Source organism: Gordonia sp. C13 (assembly GCF_023218005.1).
GTDB classification, from domain to species: domain Bacteria; phylum Actinomycetota; class Actinomycetes; order Mycobacteriales; family Mycobacteriaceae; genus Gordonia; species Gordonia namibiensis.
In genome coordinates this window covers 348,536-364,221 of record NZ_JALPSY010000001.1, presented here as the reverse complement: position 1 = coordinate 364,221, position 15,686 = coordinate 348,536, and the positions used below count along the sequence as shown (strand labels likewise).

15 protein-coding genes are annotated in these 15,686 nt (G+C 69.3%); 12 read left to right on the top strand and 3 right to left on the bottom strand.

All coding sequences use genetic code 11. The features are described from left to right. Positions 1-101 precede the first annotated feature (101 nt). The 4 genes from M1L58_RS01715 to M1L58_RS01700 all read left to right on the top strand — a co-directional run bounded on the left by M1L58_RS01715 (position 102) and on the right by M1L58_RS01700 (position 4,195). A complete protein-coding gene (locus M1L58_RS01715; RefSeq protein WP_006866876.1) occupies positions 102-1,097 on the top strand; it encodes an acyl-ACP desaturase in 996 nt (331 codons plus the stop codon). Then, the gene (locus tag M1L58_RS01710; protein ID WP_127962916.1) at positions 1,094-1,348 is read left to right on the top strand and encodes a hypothetical protein; all 255 of its coding nucleotides are present in this window, start codon (positions 1,094-1,096) and stop codon (positions 1,346-1,348) included. Before M1L58_RS01715 ends, M1L58_RS01710 begins: the two co-directional genes overlap by 4 nt. A 75-nt stretch (positions 1,349-1,423) precedes the next feature. Further along, positions 1,424-2,623, top strand: coding sequence for a uroporphyrinogen-III C-methyltransferase (gene cobA / locus M1L58_RS01705; RefSeq protein WP_006866878.1), 1,200 nt, complete (start codon positions 1,424-1,426; stop codon positions 2,621-2,623). 72 nt (positions 2,624-2,695) lie between these two features. Then, positions 2,696-4,195 (top strand): DHA2 family efflux MFS transporter permease subunit, encoded by a 1,500-nt coding sequence (locus M1L58_RS01700; protein WP_248657594.1) that lies wholly within the window; start codon positions 2,696-2,698, stop codon positions 4,193-4,195. Here M1L58_RS01700 and yaaA read toward each other — a convergent pair whose 3' ends face one another. Further along, entirely contained in the window at positions 4,196-4,978 is a 783-nt protein-coding gene (gene yaaA, locus M1L58_RS01695) for a peroxide stress protein YaaA (protein WP_248657593.1), read from the bottom strand. It abuts the gene before it with no gap. On the opposite strand from yaaA, the gene M1L58_RS01690 reads away from it, so the two are divergent. Next, positions 4,977-6,707 carry a proline--tRNA ligase gene (locus tag M1L58_RS01690; protein ID WP_248657706.1) on the top strand — a complete coding sequence of 577 codons (1,731 nt, stop codon included), beginning with the start codon at positions 4,977-4,979 and terminating at the stop codon, positions 6,705-6,707. The two genes, yaaA and M1L58_RS01690, sit on opposite strands and share 2 nt — an antisense overlap. A gap of 20 nt (positions 6,708-6,727) precedes the next feature. On the opposite strand, the gene M1L58_RS01685 is transcribed toward M1L58_RS01690, so the two are convergent. Both M1L58_RS01685 and M1L58_RS01680 read right to left on the bottom strand, forming a co-directional pair. Beyond that, complete coding sequence (locus tag M1L58_RS01685) at positions 6,728-7,192, bottom strand: ferritin-like domain-containing protein (RefSeq protein ID WP_127962920.1); 465 nt, start codon at positions 7,190-7,192, stop codon at positions 6,728-6,730. Next, the gene (locus M1L58_RS01680; RefSeq protein ID WP_051992540.1) at positions 7,189-7,692 is read right to left on the bottom strand and encodes a hypothetical protein; all 504 of its coding nucleotides are present in this window, start codon (positions 7,690-7,692) and stop codon (positions 7,189-7,191) included. Before M1L58_RS01680 ends, M1L58_RS01685 begins: the two co-directional genes overlap by 4 nt. A 116-nt stretch (positions 7,693-7,808) precedes the next feature. On the opposite strand from M1L58_RS01680, the gene rimP reads away from it, so the two are divergent. The 7 genes from rimP to M1L58_RS01645 all read left to right on the top strand — a co-directional run bounded on the left by rimP (position 7,809) and on the right by M1L58_RS01645 (position 15,681). After that, positions 7,809-8,378, top strand: a complete 570-nt coding sequence (gene rimP, locus M1L58_RS01675) for a ribosome maturation factor RimP (protein ID WP_248657592.1) — start codon at positions 7,809-7,811, stop codon at positions 8,376-8,378. Between the two features lie 82 nt (positions 8,379-8,460). After that, the gene (gene nusA / locus M1L58_RS01670; protein ID WP_006866885.1) at positions 8,461-9,471 is read left to right on the top strand and encodes a transcription termination factor NusA; all 1,011 of its coding nucleotides are present in this window, start codon (positions 8,461-8,463) and stop codon (positions 9,469-9,471) included. Between the two features lie 103 nt (positions 9,472-9,574). Continuing rightward, a complete protein-coding gene (locus M1L58_RS01665) occupies positions 9,575-9,829 on the top strand; it encodes a YlxR family protein (protein ID WP_248657591.1) in 255 nt (84 codons plus the stop codon). A 131-nt stretch (positions 9,830-9,960) separates the two neighbouring features. Continuing rightward, positions 9,961-12,807 carry a translation initiation factor IF-2 gene (infB, locus tag M1L58_RS01660; protein WP_248657590.1) on the top strand — a complete coding sequence of 949 codons (2,847 nt, stop codon included), beginning with the start codon at positions 9,961-9,963 and terminating at the stop codon, positions 12,805-12,807. A gap of 95 nt (positions 12,808-12,902) precedes the next feature. After that, the gene (gene rbfA / locus M1L58_RS01655; protein ID WP_006866500.1) at positions 12,903-13,352 is read left to right on the top strand and encodes a 30S ribosome-binding factor RbfA; all 450 of its coding nucleotides are present in this window, start codon (positions 12,903-12,905) and stop codon (positions 13,350-13,352) included. After that, positions 13,349-14,305 carry a DHH family phosphoesterase gene (locus M1L58_RS01650; protein ID WP_248657589.1) on the top strand — a complete coding sequence of 319 codons (957 nt, stop codon included), beginning with the start codon at positions 13,349-13,351 and terminating at the stop codon, positions 14,303-14,305. The genes rbfA and M1L58_RS01650 overlap by 4 nt, the downstream gene beginning before the upstream one ends. Further along, on the top strand, positions 14,302-15,681 hold the full coding sequence (locus tag M1L58_RS01645) for an MATE family efflux transporter (RefSeq protein WP_248657705.1): 1,380 nt from the start codon (positions 14,302-14,304) through the stop codon (positions 15,679-15,681). The genes M1L58_RS01650 and M1L58_RS01645 overlap by 4 nt, the downstream gene beginning before the upstream one ends. Positions 15,682-15,686 lie beyond the last annotated feature (5 nt).

The window sequence follows — 15,686 nt, the reverse complement described above, 5'->3', positions numbered from 1 at the left end:
GGACTTTCTCCCCACGAGCAACACCCGTCCCGGCGCGCACAGTGGTTGTCGACGGATTCTCGATCCGCCTGTCCCACCCGACCTTCGGACCAGGAGAGCACGTGACCACCCTCATCGGACCCCCGGAACTGACCAACAGCGGGATGACCGGATCGGACCTGCTGCGCGAACTGCTACCCGTGTGCGAGACCGAGGTGGAGCGTCACATGCGGATGACCAAGGACTGGCATCCGCACGACTACGTGCCGTGGGACTCCGGCCGCAACTTCGCGATGCTCGGCGGCATCGACTGGGACCCGGAACAGTCGCAGCTGTCGGAGACCGCCAAGGCCGCGATGATCACCAACCTGCTCACCGAGGACAACCTGCCGTCGTACCACCGGGTCATCGCCCAGAACTTCAGTCTCGACGACGCGTGGGGCTGGTGGGTCGGCCGGTGGACCGCCGAGGAGAACCGCCACTCGGTGGTCATGCGCGACTACCTCGTCGTCACCCGCGGTGTAGACCCGGTCGAGCTCGAAGAGATCCGCATGGCCCACATGACGTCGGGCTTCAACCCGCTGCCCGAGGACGACGGACAGCGCGACCACAGCTTCGACATGCTCTATGCCGTCGCCTATGTCAGCTTCCAGGAACTCGCCACCCGCGTCTCGCACCGCAACACCGGAAAGGCCTGCGGCGACCCGATCGCCGACCGCATGCTGCAGCGCGTGGCGGCCGACGAGAACCTGCACATGCTCTTCTACCGCAACATCGTCGCCGGCGCCCTCGACCTGGTGCCCGACCAGACGATGGCCGCGATCTACGCGATCGTCTCCAACTTCCAGATGCCCGGCGCCACCATGCCGAACTTCCGGCGCAACGCGGTGCTCATCGCCAAGGGCGGCATCTACGACCTGCCGCAGCACATGTCCGAGGTGGTCATGCCGGTGCTGCGCAAGTGGCGCATCTTCGAACGCGAGGACTTCGGTCCGCTCGGTGAGCACTACCGCGAACAGCTCGCCGCCTTCCTCGAGGACATGAACGTCAAGGTCGAGAAGTTCGAGGCCTCGCGCGAGCGTGCCCTGCAGCGCGAGCGGGCCCGGGGTCGCGCATGACGATCACACAGCCGGCGCGGGTGGACTGCGATCGCGGTTTCGCCACGGCGATCTCGATGGCCGAGGCGGCCGCCGACCGGAACCCGGCGTGGTGGAACGAGATCCGCATGAGCGCCGACGACGCGCTCGATGCCTCCTACTGCAGTTCCAAGCTGCTCGGGGCGCTGTTGCAGTCGGCCGCGCACCGGCTCGGTGTGCCGGCCGCCGACGTCTGGGCCCACATTCGCCGTACCGGGGAACTGCCGCTCTAGATCGGGCCGGGGGCAGCTGTAGATCACACCGGCGGGCGCCGGGGACGTGGCGGCCGCCCGGTAGTGTTTCGTCCCATGTCTGGTCACTACCTCGTGGGCCTCGACCTCGCGGGCCGCAGGGTGGTCGTCGTGGGCGGCGGTTCCGTCGCACAGCGTCGGCTGCCGAACCTCATCGCGGCCGGAGCCGACGTGCACGTCATCGCCATCGACCCGACGCCGGCCGTCGAGTCGTTCCAGGGCATCACCGTGACCCGCCGCGCGTACGCCGACGGCGACCTCGAAGGTGCCTGGTACGTCATGGCCTGCACCGACGACCCGGCGGTCAACGCGGCGGTCGTCGCCGAGGCCGAACGCCGCCACACCTTCTGCGTGCGCGCCGACGACGCACAGTACGGAACCGCGGTCACCCCGGCGTCCGCCCGGCACCGCGACGTCCAGTTCGGCGTCCTCGCCGGTGGCGACCACAAGCTGTCGGCCGCGTTGCGCGCCGCGATCAGCCGCGCCTTGGCCGAGGGCTCGCTGACCGTCGACGACGTCGAGCCGCACGCCCCGGGTGTCGCGCTGGTCGGCGGAGGTCCCGGAGATCCCGACCTCATCACCGTGCGGGGTCAGCGACTGCTCGCCGAGGCCGACGTCGTCGTCGCCGACCGTCTCGCGCCAGCCGAACTGCTCGAGTCACTCGGCCCGCAGGTCGAGATCATCGACGCCGCCAAGGTTCCCTACGGCCGCGCGATGAAGCAGGAGGCCATCAACGACGTCCTCGTGGCGCGCGCCAGGGAGGGCAAGTTCGTCGTCCGGCTCAAGGGCGGCGACCCCTATGTCTACGGTCGCGGCTTCGAGGAGCTGCAGGCCTGCGTCGCCGCTGGTGTACCGGTCACCGTGGTGCCGGGCATCAGCAGCTCGATCGCCGCACCCGCGTCGGCCGGCATCCCGGTGACCCACCGCGGCGTCACCCACGAGGTGGTCATCGCCTCCGGTCACGTCCCGCCCGGGCACCCCGACTCGCTGATCGACTGGTCGGCGATGGGCAAGCTGCGGGGCACCCTCGTGCTGATGATGGCCGTCGAACGCGTCGACGTCTTCGCCGACGCACTCCTCGAGGGCGGCCGGCCCGCCGACACCCCGGTCGCCATGATCGAGAACGGATCGCTGCCGACACAGCGACTGCTGCGCACCGATCTCGCGCATGCCGCCGAGGTCGCCGAGGCCGAGGGGTTGCGACCGCCGGCCATCGTCGTCATCGGCCAGGTGGCCGCGTTCACCGAAGGCGCCTGAGCCGCACGATCCGGGACACCGAACCAACAGGGATTGGCACATCGGCGCGCTCGGCCGGTACCGTCGTGCCTTATGTCGAATCCCGGATCCGTGCACGCTGGAACTGTGGACACCTCCCAGTTCCGTCCGGTCTTCGGACTGCCGATCCTGGTGCTGTCCGGAATGCAGCTGCTCATGGTGCTCGACGGCACCGTCGCGGCGCTGGCCCTCCCACGGATTCGCGACGCCCTCAGCCTCTCCGAGTCGAGCGCCAACTGGGTCATCTCCAGCTACGTCCTGGCCTTCGGCGGACTGATGCTGCTCGGTGGCCGCCTCGGCGACACCTTCGGCCGCAAGCGGATGTTCATCGTCGGCGTCGTGGCCTTCACCCTGACCTCACTCCTGTGCGGTCTCGCGTGGAACGAGGGGAGCCTGATCGTCGGCCGAGCGCTGCAGGGGGCGTCGGCCGCGATCGCCGCCCCGACCGCGATGGCCCTGGTCGCGACCACGTTCGCGCCGGGCAAACCCCGAAGCCAGGCCTTCGCCATCTATGCGGCGATGACCGGCGTCGGCTCGGTCGCCGGCCTGATCCTGGGCGGCGTGCTGACCGAGGTGTCGTGGCGACTCGTGTTCCTCATCAACGTGCCCATCGGCCTGGTCGTCGTGATCGGGGCGATCATCGCGCTGCGCGAATCGCAGGGTGAGCGTCTGCCGCTCGACGTCCCCGGCGCGGTGCTCGGCACCCTCGGCTGCACCCTGCTGGTGCTCGGCGTCAACGAGGGTCCCAACGGTTGGGGTTCGCCCGTCGTCATCGGCTCGTTCGTGCTCGGCGTACTGGCGCTCATCGCCTTCGTGGTGGTCGAGCGCCGCGCCGCCAACCCGATCCTGCCGTTCTCGCTGTTCGACAACACCTCCCGCGTCGCGGCGCTCGGGGCGATCCTGTTCGCCAGCATGATCATGATGTGCATGGCGGTCTTCATCTCGCTGTACCTGCAGGGAATTCTGAAGTACTCGCCGATCCAGAGCGGTCTGGCCGTCGTGCCCTTCGCCTTCGGACTCGGCATCGCCGCGGCGATCGCGTCGAAGCTCGCGCTGATGATCCAGCCTCGCTGGCTGGTCCTGGTCGGCGGCGCGGTCATCCTCGCCGGCTGCTTCTACGCCTCGTCGATCGCCACCGACGCCCCCGATTACTTCCCGGGGATCTTCCTGCCGGTCATCGTGATCGGCTTCGGCGTGGGCCTCGCCGTCATCCCGCTGACCCTGTCCGTGGTGGCCGGAGTCGGACCCAACGAGATCGGTCCGCTGACCGCGCTCGCGCAGGTCGCGCAGAACCTCGGCGGTGCGGTCGGCCTCGTGGTCGTCGGTGCGATGGTGACGTCGCGGGCGCTGTCCAAGGGCGGCACCACCGCACCCGTCGAGACGATGAACCCGGCACAGCTGGCCGCGCAGGCGGAGGGCTACGGTCTCGCGTTCGCGGCCTGCGCCGGCATCGCGGTCATCGCCGCGGTCGTCGTGCTGTTCATGCGGTTCACCCCGGAACAGGTCGCCGAGGGGCAGGCCGCCCAGGAAGCAGCCGACGCGGGCGTCGAGTGATCAGTCGGTGATGACGACGATCTGGTCGGGTGCGGCGATCTCGACGCGTTGACCGGCGTCGGACAGGACCGCGGCCAGACCGTCGATGTCGCGCACGTTGCGTCGTGTGCGCACCAGTTCGCGCGCCATCAGGCCCTTGTAGTGCTTGTTGAAGTGACTCACGACCTTGCGTGAGCCGTCGGGCTGTTCGGTCATCACCGTCGCGGTGACCGCACCCTTGACCGGGCCGAGCTGCTGGTACACCCCCGAGCGCAGGTCCACGACGAAGTCCTCCACCGCGTCGAGTGCGGGCGACAGCTCCGGTTTCCAGATCGACGCCAGCGTCGGCATGCCGGGCAGCTTCGATCCACCCGACAGCCGGTAGGCGGGAATCGCGTCGGCGGCGCGCACCACACCGAACAGGGCCGAGCCGATGGCCAGGCGTTCGGCGGCCTTGGTCTTGCCCGCCTTGGTGAGCGAGGCGTGGTCGAGGGCGTCGTAGAGGACGCCGGTGTAGCGCTCGATGGCCGGCCGGGTGGGGGAGAGCCACAGGTCGGCGTTGCGGTCCACCTCGGAGAGTTGGGTGGCGCCCAGGCCGAGTGCCTTGCGGCTGGCGTCGAGGTCGCAGGCGAGGTCGACGATGGCCTCGCCGATCCGTTTGCGGACAGGATTCAGCTCGGGAAACGACAAGCTGTCGAGATCGAGGGGAGCCCCGTGCCCACCGTCGGATTTGGTCTCGGAGGGAGGGAGGATGACGAGCACCGGAACACCATAACTAAGCTGGTTTGTCGTGATCACACGCATGTCGACCCTGTTCCTGCGGACCCTGCGCGACGACCCGGCCGATGCCGAGGTGCCCAGCCACAAGTTGCTGGTGAGGGCGGGCTACGTCCGCCGCGTCGCGCCCGGCGTCTACTCCTGGCTCCCGCTGGGTCTGCGCGTGCTCAAGGCCATCGAGAAGGTGGTGCGCGAGGAGATGAACGCGATCGGCGGCCAGGAGATCCTGCTGCCGGCGCTGCTGCCGCGCGAACCGTACGAGGCCACCAACCGCTGGACCGAGTACGGCGACGCCCTGTTCCGCCTCAAGGACCGCAAGGGTGCCGACATGCTCCTCGGACCCACGCACGAGGAGCTCTTCGCCACCCTGGTCAAGGGCGAGTACTCGTCCTACAAGGACATGCCGGTCATCCTGTACCAGATCCAGACCAAGTACCGCGACGAGGAGCGTCCGCGCGCGGGCATCCTCCGCGGCCGCGAGTTCGTGATGAAGGACGCCTACTCCTTCGACCTCGACGACGACGGCCTCAAGAAGGCCTACAACCTGCACCGCGAGGCCTACCAGAAGATCTTCGAGCGCCTGCAGATCAAGTACGTCATCGTCTCCGCCACCTCCGGCGCGATGGGTGGCAGCGCCTCCGAGGAGTTCTTGGCCGAGTCCGAGGTCGGCGAGGACACCTTCGTGCGATGCCTGGAGTCGAATTACGCGGCCAACGTCGAGGCGGTCGTCACGCATGCGCCCGACCCGAAGCCGATCGACGGCCTGCCCGAGGCGGTCGTGCACGACACCCCGGGTACCGAGACCATCGCGAGCCTGGTCGAGTGGGCCAATGCGAACCTCGACGGCGAGTACACCGCCGCCGACACCCTCAAGAACGTGATGGTGAAACTTCATGCGCCGGGCAAGGATCCCGAGATCGTCGGCGTCGGTGTGCCCGGCGACCGCGAGGTGGACCTCAAGCGTCTCGAGGCCTCCGTCTCGCCGGCCGAGGTCGAACTGCTCACCGACGCGGACTTCGCCGCCAACCCGTTCCTGGTGAAGGGGTACATCGGTCCGAAGGCCCTGTACGCCAACGGTGTCCGCTACCTCGTCGACCCCCGCGTGGTCGACGGGACCTCGTGGATCACCGGAGCCGACGAACCCGGCCGCCATACGTTCGGGCTGGTCGCCGGCCGTGACTTCACCCCGGACGGCACGATCGAGGCCGCCGAGGTGCGCGACGGCGACCCGTCGCCGGACGGTGCGGGAAAGCTGTTGAGCGCCAAGGGGATCGAGATCGGACACATCTTCCAGCTCGGGCAGAAGTACACCGACGCCTTCGAGGTCGACGTACTCGGTGAGAACGGCAAGCCGGTCCGGTTGACCCAGGGCTCCTACGGAGTCGGTGTGTCACGTCTGGTGGCGGTCATCGCCGAACAGTCGCACGACGACAAGGGGCTGCGCTGGCCGAAGACCGTGGCGCCGTTCGCGGTTCACCTGGTCATCGCCAACAAGGACGAGGCCGCGATCGCCGGTGCCGAGCAGCTCGCCGCTGACCTCGACGCCGCCGGACTCGAGGTGCTCCTCGACGACCGCAAGGCCTCGCCCGGCGTGAAGTTCAAGGACGCCGAGCTCCTCGGCATGCCGACGGTCGTGGTCGTCGGACGCGGTTATGCCAACGGCACCATCGAGATCCGCGACCGGTTCACCGGGGAGGCCACCGAGGTGGCCGTCGACGGCGCAGTGGACGCGGTCGTCGCCGCGGCGCGCGGCTGAGACTCAGCCCCTGCTCTTGATCAACCCGAGACAGGAGACCCCGGGAACGCGACCGTGACCGGGGTTTCCTGTAGCAGTGCACGCCACGTGGCGGCGCGGACCGCAGAATCCGACAGACCGTCGACGCCGATCCGGCGACCCGGCTCGTCGTCGGCCTGCTCGAGCAACGCCCGGTATGCGGTGGTGCAGTCGACCTCTGCCGCGAGGGCTGCCCGAGCGGCGGTCTCGGGGTCGGTGACCTCCACCGGAAGCGTGTAACCGGCCGCGGCCAGCGGCGGTGTGCCACCGGCGGCGGTGATGGCCCGGTCGATCTCGTCCCGGCGGGCGCGGTGCTCGGCGGCGTAGTCGCCGACCATGCGTCGGCGCGCGGCCGCGACGAATGCGGTGATCACCCCGTAGGTGAAGATCGCGGCGTTCTCGGCGTCGGCGGCGACGACGAGCGGATCGCCGGTGTCGGCCGCCGGGGAGGGGACGGGGCTGGTCATGCCAGTTGCACCTCTCGCATCGAGGTCACGGCGGCCGCGACCGATCCGGCCAGACCGGCCGGGTATCCGGACAGGGAGATCGCCACATCGCGCGCCTCGCCGGAGGACTGCTCGAGTCCGGCGCGCAGGCCCACCAGGGTCGGCGGTCCGCCCGGTGCGGGTGCCGCAGAGGGGGCCGGTTCGTCGATGGTGGCCGCGACGCCCTGGTCCAGCCGGATGATCTCCTCACGCAGCGCCCGTGCGTGCTCGGCGCGTTGGTCTGCGACAACGGCGAGGGCGGCGGCATATCGCGGCTCGGCGCCGGCGAGTGATCGGGCACTCTTCTCGTCGCCGAGGGCACTGCGCACGAGCGGTACCAGCCGCTCGGCGGTCCTGGCCTCCTCCGACGGCCCGGTGCTGCAGCCCGACACGCCGACGGCACCCAGGCCGGCCACCGCGACCCCTGCCACGAGTCCTCCGCGCAGCACGGTGCGCCGATCCAATGTGGTCACGCGACACATGATGCCAGCCGCGAAACGAAGGTGGTCGGGGCATGCCTCGGGATCCACTAGGATGTGTCGGAGCAACTTCGTGCGAGACCCTGCACGGCCCGACAACTGAAGACGAGGGGAGTGGCATGCCGATCAGCCCGCCGCAGGTGAGTGAACTCGTCGAAAAGCTTGTCGTGGAGCAAGGTTTCGACCTCGAAGACGTCATCGTCAACCGACGCGACGGCCAGGACGAACTGACGATCGTCGTCGATCGCGACGGCGGCAGCGACCTCGACGTTCTCGCCGATCTGTCCAACCGGATCTCCGAGGTCCTCGACGCGGTACCGGAACTCGCCGACGAGGACCCCTATGTCCTCGAGGTGACCTCGCCCGGCGTCGATCGTCCCCTGACCCTCCCGCGGCACTGGCGTCGCAACACCGGACGCCGCGTCGCCGTCGACCTCGCCCCGGTCGAGGGGAGCGAGGAGCGGACCCTCACCGGCCGCATCGGCAAGCTCGACGAGACCAGCGTCGAGATCGTGATGAACCACCGCGGACGGATCGCGGTGGAGACCATCCCGCTCGAGGCCGTGACGAGAGCCGTGGTGCAGGTCGACTTCTCGCAGCCGAGCGTCGCCGAACTCGAACTCTGCGGCCTCGACGCCGACGAGATCGAGCGCCGGCGGACGCGCGACCGCACGCAACTGAACAACTGAACAACCGAACAACTGAACAACCGAAGAACTGAACAGCAGTGACAAGTGAACAGCGGCGACAAGTGAATAGGAGCCAGACCCCATGAACATCGACATCGGCGCACTGCGCATGATCGAGGCCGACAAGGGCATCTCGATCGAGACGGTCATCACCGCCATCGAGACCGCCCTGCTGACCGCCTACCGTCACACCGACGGCTTCGCGCCGCATGCGCGTGTCGACATCAACCGCAAGTCCGGTGCAGTCCGCGTGATGGCACAGGAACTCGACCAGAACGGTGACGTCGTCCACGAGTGGGACGACACCCCCGAGGGCTTCGGCCGGATCGCGGCCACCACCGCACGCCAGGTCATCCTGCAGCGCCTCCGCGACGCCGAGAACGAGAAGAACTTCGGTGACCTGGTGGCACACGAGGGCGAGATCGTCGGCGGCGTGGTGCAGCAGGACTCCCGCGCCAACGCCCGCGGCATGGTCGTGGTGCAGATCGGCAGCGATGCCAACAGCACCGAGGGCGTCATCCCGCCCGCCGAGCAGGTACCCGGCGAGGTCTACACCCACGGCGACCGCATCAAGTGCTACGTCGTCGGCGTCAGCCGCGGCCCCCGCGGACCGCAGATCACGCTGTCGCGTACCCACCCGAACCTGGTCCGCAAGCTGTTCTCGCTCGAGGTGCCCGAGATCGAGGACGGTTCGGTGGAGATCGTCGCGGTCGCCCGCGAGGCCGGCCACCGGTCCAAGATCGCCGTGCACACCGGTGTCGCCGGGCTCAACGCCAAGGGCGCGTGCATCGGCCCGATGGGTCAGCGTGTGCGCAACGTCATGAGCGAACTGGCCGGCGAGAAGATCGACATCATCGACTTCGATTCCGATCCCGGTGTGTTCGTCGGGAATGCTCTGTCCCCGGCGAAGGTTGTATCGGTCACCGTGGTCGACGCGGCCGCGAAGGCGGCCCGGGTCGTCGTGCCGGACTATCAGCTCTCCCTCGCCATCGGCAAGGAGGGGCAGAACGCCCGTCTGGCCGCCCGGCTGACCGGTTGGCGGATCGACATCCGCTCCGACGCGGCCCCCGCGGTCGAGGGGGGACCCGAGTGACACGAGTGGCAGCCGATTGTTCGCAACCCGCCCGGTCGCGCTAGACTGATCGATGGTTCAGCGATCCGCCCCCCGCACGTCAACCAATCACAGGCCGGTACGGATGTGTATCGGTTGCCGGCAACGGGCAGAGGCCACCGAGTTGGTTCGTGTCGTCGCGCAGCAGCGTGACGACACCCCAGTGCTCGTGGCCGATCCCGCGAAGACCATGCCGGGACGTGGTGCTTGGTTGCATGCGAGGGCGGAGTGCATCTCCGTCGCGACGCGACGCAGGGCCTTCGCCGCGGCACTCCGGACCCCCGGTCTGACCGCGGACCCGGACGATCTCGCCGAACAGCTCGGCGTGATCACCCACTAAAGATGGCTCCTCGGAGCCGGAACAGGTTGCAGAAGACATGAGCACACCGTGAAGTCCCCACGATGAGCATGTACCGGACATAAATCGAGGCCGTAGCGGGTTAGCCGCTTGGCCTCCAGCAAAGGAGAGCAGTGGCAGGCAAAGCCCGCGTGCACGAACTGGCCAAAGAGCTCGGTGTGACGAGCAAGCAGGTGCTCGAGCGCCTGAAGGAACAGGGCGAGTTCGTCAAATCGGCGTCGTCGACGGTAGAGGCCCCAGTGGCCCGTCGACTGCGTGAATCATTCCCCGGCAAGGACGGGGGAGCCAAGGACGGCGGATCGTCGTCGGCACCCGCTCCTCGCCAGTCGGCCAAGCCCGGACCCAAGCCGTCCGGCGCGCCGAAGCCCGGTGCCGCCCCGGCAGCGCCGGCCGAGCGTCCCGCCCCGGGACCCCAGACCAGCGCACCCAAGCCGGGCGGCCCCAAGCCGGGTCCCGCCCCGGTCGAGACCCCCGCACCGGCGGCCGCCGAGCGTCCGAGCGCTGCTCCGACCCCCGGCGCACCCAAGCCCGCGGCCCCGGCACCTCAGGCGCCCGCCGCACCTCAGGCACCCGCCGCGTCGGCAGCACCCACGCCGCCGACCAAGGCCCCGGGTCCCCGTCCCGGGCCGAAGCCCGGCCCGCGTGCACCGCGTGTCGGCAACAACCCGTACTCGTCGGCTCCCGCGCCGCGCCCGGCGGCTCGTCCCGGCCCCGGCCAGGGCGGCCCGCGTCCCGGTGGCGGCCGTCCCGGACCTGCCGGCCAGGGTGGACCCCGTCCCGGTGGCGGTCGTCCCGCTCCCGGTCAGGGCGGTCCGCGTCCCAACCCGGGCAACATGCCTCCCCGTCCCAGCCCCGGCGCGATGCCCTCGCGTGCGGCTCGTCCTGACGCCCGTCCGGGTGGTCGTGGCGGTGCCGGCGGTGGCCGTGGCGGCGGCGGCGGCGGTTACCGTGGCGGACCCGGTGGCGGCGGCGCTCCCGGCGCACCCGCCGGTGGTGGCTTCCGCGGTCGTCCCGGTGGCGGCGGCGGTCGTGGCCGCGGCGGTGCAGCCGGTGCGTTCGGTCGTCCCGGCGGCGCTCCCCGTAAGGGTCGCAAGTCGAAGCGGGCAAAACGCGCCGAGTACGAGAGCATGCAAGCTCCGTCCGTCGGCGGCGTTCGTCTGCCCCGCGGCAACGGCGAGATCATCCGTCTCGCCCGTGGTGCCTCGCTGTCCGACTTCGCCGACAAGATCGACGCCAACCCGGCATCGCTGGTCCAGGCGTTGTTCAACCTCGGCGAGATGGTGACGGCGACCGAGTCGGTCAACGACGAGACGCTCGAGCTGCTCGGCTCGGAGATGAACTACCGCGTCCAGGTCGTCAGCCCGGAGGACGAGGACCGCGAGCTGCTCGACAGCTTCGACCTCACCTACGGCGAGGACGAGGGCGGCGAGGAAGACCTCGAACAGCGTCCGCCGGTGGTCACCGTCATGGGCCACGTCGATCACGGTAAGACCCGACTGCTCGACACGATCCGTAAGGCCAACGTCCGCGAGGGCGAGGCCGGCGGCATCACGCAGCACATCGGTGCCTACCAGGTGAACACCCACCTCAACGGTGAGGATCGCCTGATCACCTTCATCGACACCCCGGGTCACGAGGCGTTCACCGCCATGCGTGCCCGCGGCGCCAAGGCGACCGACATCGCGATCCTCGTGGTCGCGGCCGACGACGGTGTCATGCCGCAGACGGTGGAAGCGGTCAACCACGCCCAGGCGGCCGACGTGCCGATCGTGGTCGCGGTGAACAAGATCGACAAGGAAGGCGCCGATCCGCAGAAGATCCGCGGACAGCTGACCGAATACGGTCTGGTGCCCGAGGAGTACGGCGGCGACGCCATGTTCGTCGACATCTCGGCCAAGCAGGGCGAGAACATCGACGCACTGCTCGAGGCCGTGCTGCTCACCGCGGACGCATCGCTCGACCTGCGTGCCAACCCGGACATGGACGCCCAGGGTGTCGCCATCGAGGCGCACCTCGACCGCGGCCGTGGCCCGGTGGCGACCGTGCTGGTCCAGCGCGGCACGCTCCGCGTCGGCGACTCGATCGTCGCCGGTGACGCCTACGGTCGTGTCCGTCGCATGGTCGACGAGCACGGCGAGGACGTCCCCGAGGCGCTGCCGTCGCGTCCGGTCCAGGTCATCGGTTTCACCTCGGTCCCCGGTGCAGGCGACAACCTGCTCGTGGTCGAGGAGGACCGCATCGCCCGGCAGATCGCCGACCGCCGCAATGCGCGCAAGCGCAACGCGCTGGCCGCACGCAGCCGCAAGCGGATCAGCCTGGAAGACCTGGATTCGGCTCTCAAGGAGACCAGCCAGCTCAACCTCATCCTCAAGGGTGACAACTCGGGTACGGTCGAGGCCCTCGAAGAGGCCCTGCTGGGCATCGAGATGGGCGACGAGGTCTCGCTGCGCATCATCGACCGCGGTGTCGGTGGCGTCACCGAGACGAACGTCAACCTGGCGGCGGCCTCGGATGCGATCATCATCGGCTTCAACGTCCGTGCGGAGGGCAAGGCCACCGAGCTGGCCAACCGCGAGGGCGTCGACATCCGGTACTACTCGGTGATCTACCAGGCCATCGACGAGATCGAGAGCGCGCTCAAGGGCATGCTCAAGCCGATCTACGAAGAGGTGGAGCTCGGCCGCGCCGAGATCCGCGCCATCTTCAAGTCGTCGAAGGTCGGCAACATCGCCGGTTGCCTCGTCCAGTCGGGCATCATGCGTCGCAACGCCAAGGCGCGCCTGCTGCGTGACAACGTCGTGGTCGCCGAGAACCTCACCGTGTCGTCGCTCAAGCGCGAGAAGGACGATGCCACCGAGGTTCGCGAAGGCTACGAATGTGGTCTCACGCTGACCTACTCGGACATCAAGGTGGACGACGTGATCGAGACCTACGAGCTGCAGGAGAAGCCGCGCGACTGATGCGCGTGCGCTTCTGAGCTCTCTCGACCCACGTCCGTGCGCGTCGGCCCGACACCGGGCCGGCGCGCACGGCACCGCTCATGGAAGGACTCCCGATGGCTGATCCAGCACGGGCACAACGTCTGGCCAAGCGGATCTCGACGATCGTCGCGTCGGCGATCGCCACCGAGATCAAGGATCCGCGCCTGGCCTACGTGACGGTCACCGACACCCGCGTGACCAACGATCTGCACGACGCGACCGTCTACTACACGGTGATGGGCGAATCCATCGACGCCGAACCCGATTACGAGGCGGCGGCAGCAGGACTGGCCAAGGCGACCGGCGTGCTCCGGTCCAAGGTCGGCGCCGGTACCGGCGTCCGCTTCACCCCGACCCTGCGTTTCATGCTCGACACGGTGCCCGACGCGGCCCGTCAGATGGAGGAACTCGTTGCGCGCGCCCGCGCCAACGACGAACTCGTCGCACGACGCGCAGCCGAGGCATCACCGGCCGGTGACGCCGACCCCTATCGCTCGGCAGACGACGCCGGCGACGACGAGTGAACGCTCCGGCGTGTGCGGCGATCGCCGCAGAGCTGGCGTCCGCTTCGGCGGTGACCATCTGCTGTCACATCCGGCCGGATGCGGACACCATCGGCAGCGGTCTGGCGCTGGGACTGGCCCTCGACCGTCGCGGCGTCGACGTCGAGGTGTCCTATCCCGGTTCCGAGCAGCTGCCGGCCTCCCTCGGCGGCCTGCCCGGCAGCAAACTCCTGTGCTCCCCGAACCAGGTGGTCGGGCACCCGCTGGTGGTGTCGGTCGATGCGGCGAACCTCGAACGCCTCGAGGCGTTGGGTGAGGTCTTCAGCGCGGCGGACACGTCGATCACCATCGACCATCACGCCTCGAATCCCGGTTTCGGTGACCTCGACCTGATCGATCCCGCCGCCGACTGCACGTCGGTCCTCGTGCTCGATGTACTCGACGAGCTCGGGGTCGAACTCGACGCCGACATCGCCACCTGCATCTACGCCGGACTGACCACCGACACCGGTTCGTTCCGCTGGGCCCGGCCGCAGTCCTTCCGGATCGCGGCGCGGCTGCTGGAGACCGGCGTCGACGCGCGCCGGTGGAGTCGCATCCTCTTCGACTCCCACCCGTTCGAGTGGTTCTCGATGATGTCCGGCGTCCTCGCGTCGGCGAAGATCGTCCCGTCGGCGTGCAATGGTGAGGGACTCGTCTACGCGATCGTCGACCAGAAGGCCCTCGCCGGTATGAGCTGGGAGGAGTCGGAGAGCGTCGTCGACACCATCCGAACGGCCCGCGACGCAGAGGTGGCCGCGGTGTTCAAGGAGAATGCACCCGGAGTGTGGACGGTGTCGCTGCGGTCCAAGGAGATCGTCGACCTCGTCCCGATCGCCCGCGCCCACGGTGGCGGAGGGCATCGTCAGGCCTCCGGTTACAGCGACGCCGGGACCGCCGACGAGGTCGTCGCGAGGTTGTTGGAGTCACTCTGAGCGGCACCCGCGAGGAGGAGGCCGCGGCATCTGACGAGGCAGGTGTCGCACGGATCGCGACGCTGACCGTCTCGGCGCTCGCGGTCCTCATCGCACCACCTCTCTACCTTCTCCTCGACCTCGCGGTCGTCGGTCGCCTGGGCGGCGAGCAGCTCGCCGCGCTCGGCGTCGGCACGCTGGTCCTCTCGATCGTCAGCACCCAGCTCACCTTCCTGTCGTACGGCACGACGGCCCGCTCGGCGCGCAGGTTCGGTGCGGGTGACCGGGCCGGTGCGGTGCGCGAGGGCGTGCAGGCCAGCTGGATCGCGGTCGCGGTCGGCGTGGTGATCGTCGCGGTCGCCTATCCGCTGGCCCCGATGGTGATGCGGCTTCTCGTCGGGGCGTCGTCGCCGGAGTCGGCCGCGGTGGCCGCCGACGCGGCGCACTGGATGCGCATCGCGATGTTCGGGGTACCGCTGATCCTGTTGTCGATGGCCGGCAACGGCTGGATGCGCGGTGTACAGGACACGCGCCGGCCGGTCGTCTACGTGGTCATCGGGTTGTCGCTCGCGGCGGTTCTCGTCGTCGGTCTGGTTCACGGTGTCGGGCCGTTCCCGCGCCTCGGCCTGCCGGGCAGCGCCGTCGCCAACGTGATCGGCCAGGGCGTCACGGGTGTGCTTTTCGCGGTGCGGGTGATCCGCGAGGTCGGGTCGTCAACCGAGTCGAAGGGTTTCCGACCCGACCGGACGATCATCGTCGCCCAGCTGGCGATGGCACGCGACCTCATCGTCCGCAGCCTGTCGTTCCAGGTCTGTTTCGTCTCGGCCGCCGCGGTGGCTGCCCGGTTCGGCGTCGCGCAGGTCGCGGCGCATCAGCTCGTGTTGCAGCTCTGGGAGTTCATGGCGCTGTTCCTCGACTCGGTCGCGATCGCCGCGCAGGCGCTCGTCGGTGCCGCGCTCGGCGGTGGTCGCCTCAAGGTCGCCGACACCGTGGCCCGCCGCGTCACCGGGGTGTCGGTGGTCGCCGCGACCGCGATGGCCGCGGTCTTCGCCGCCGGCGCGACTCTCATCCCGCGCATCTTCACCTCCGACGACGCCGTCCTCGACGCGATCGGCGTGCCGTGGTGGTTCTTCGTCGGGATGCTGCCGATCGCCGGAGTGGTCTTCGCCCTCGACGGCGTCCTCCTCGGCAGCGGCGACGCCGCCTTCCTCCGCACCGCGACCCTGACCGGCGCGCTCGTCGGATTCCTGCCGCTGATCTGGCTGTCGCTGATCTTCGACTGGGGACTGGCCGGGGTCTGGTCGGGCCTGGTGGTCTTCATGGTCGTCCGGCTCGCGACCGTCGTGTGGCGTATCCGCTCCGGCCGCTGGCGGCAAGCAGGCGCCGTACCCGCCTGACGCTC

Coding starts and splice junctions, on each gene's coding strand:
- M1L58_RS01710 (WP_127962916.1), top strand. CDS start 1,094: ATGACGATCACACAGCCGGCGCGGGTGGACTGCGATCGCGGTTTCGCC.
- cobA (WP_006866878.1), top strand. CDS start 1,424: ATGTCTGGTCACTACCTCGTGGGCCTCGACCTCGCGGGCCGCAGGGTG.
- M1L58_RS01700 (WP_248657594.1), top strand. CDS start 2,696: ATGTCGAATCCCGGATCCGTGCACGCTGGAACTGTGGACACCTCCCAG.
- M1L58_RS01690 (WP_248657706.1), top strand. CDS start 4,977: ATGTCGACCCTGTTCCTGCGGACCCTGCGCGACGACCCGGCCGATGCC.
- yaaA (WP_248657593.1), bottom strand. CDS start 4,978: ATGCGTGTGATCACGACAAACCAGCTTAGTTATGGTGTTCCGGTGCTC.
- M1L58_RS01685 (WP_127962920.1), bottom strand. CDS start 7,192: ATGACCAGCCCCGTCCCCTCCCCGGCGGCCGACACCGGCGATCCGCTC.
- M1L58_RS01680 (WP_051992540.1), bottom strand. CDS start 7,692: ATGTGTCGCGTGACCACATTGGATCGGCGCACCGTGCTGCGCGGAGGA.
- rimP (WP_248657592.1), top strand. CDS start 7,809: ATGCCGATCAGCCCGCCGCAGGTGAGTGAACTCGTCGAAAAGCTTGTC.
- nusA (WP_006866885.1), top strand. CDS start 8,461: ATGAACATCGACATCGGCGCACTGCGCATGATCGAGGCCGACAAGGGC.
- M1L58_RS01665 (WP_248657591.1), top strand. CDS start 9,575: ATGTGTATCGGTTGCCGGCAACGGGCAGAGGCCACCGAGTTGGTTCGT.
- rbfA (WP_006866500.1), top strand. CDS start 12,903: ATGGCTGATCCAGCACGGGCACAACGTCTGGCCAAGCGGATCTCGACG.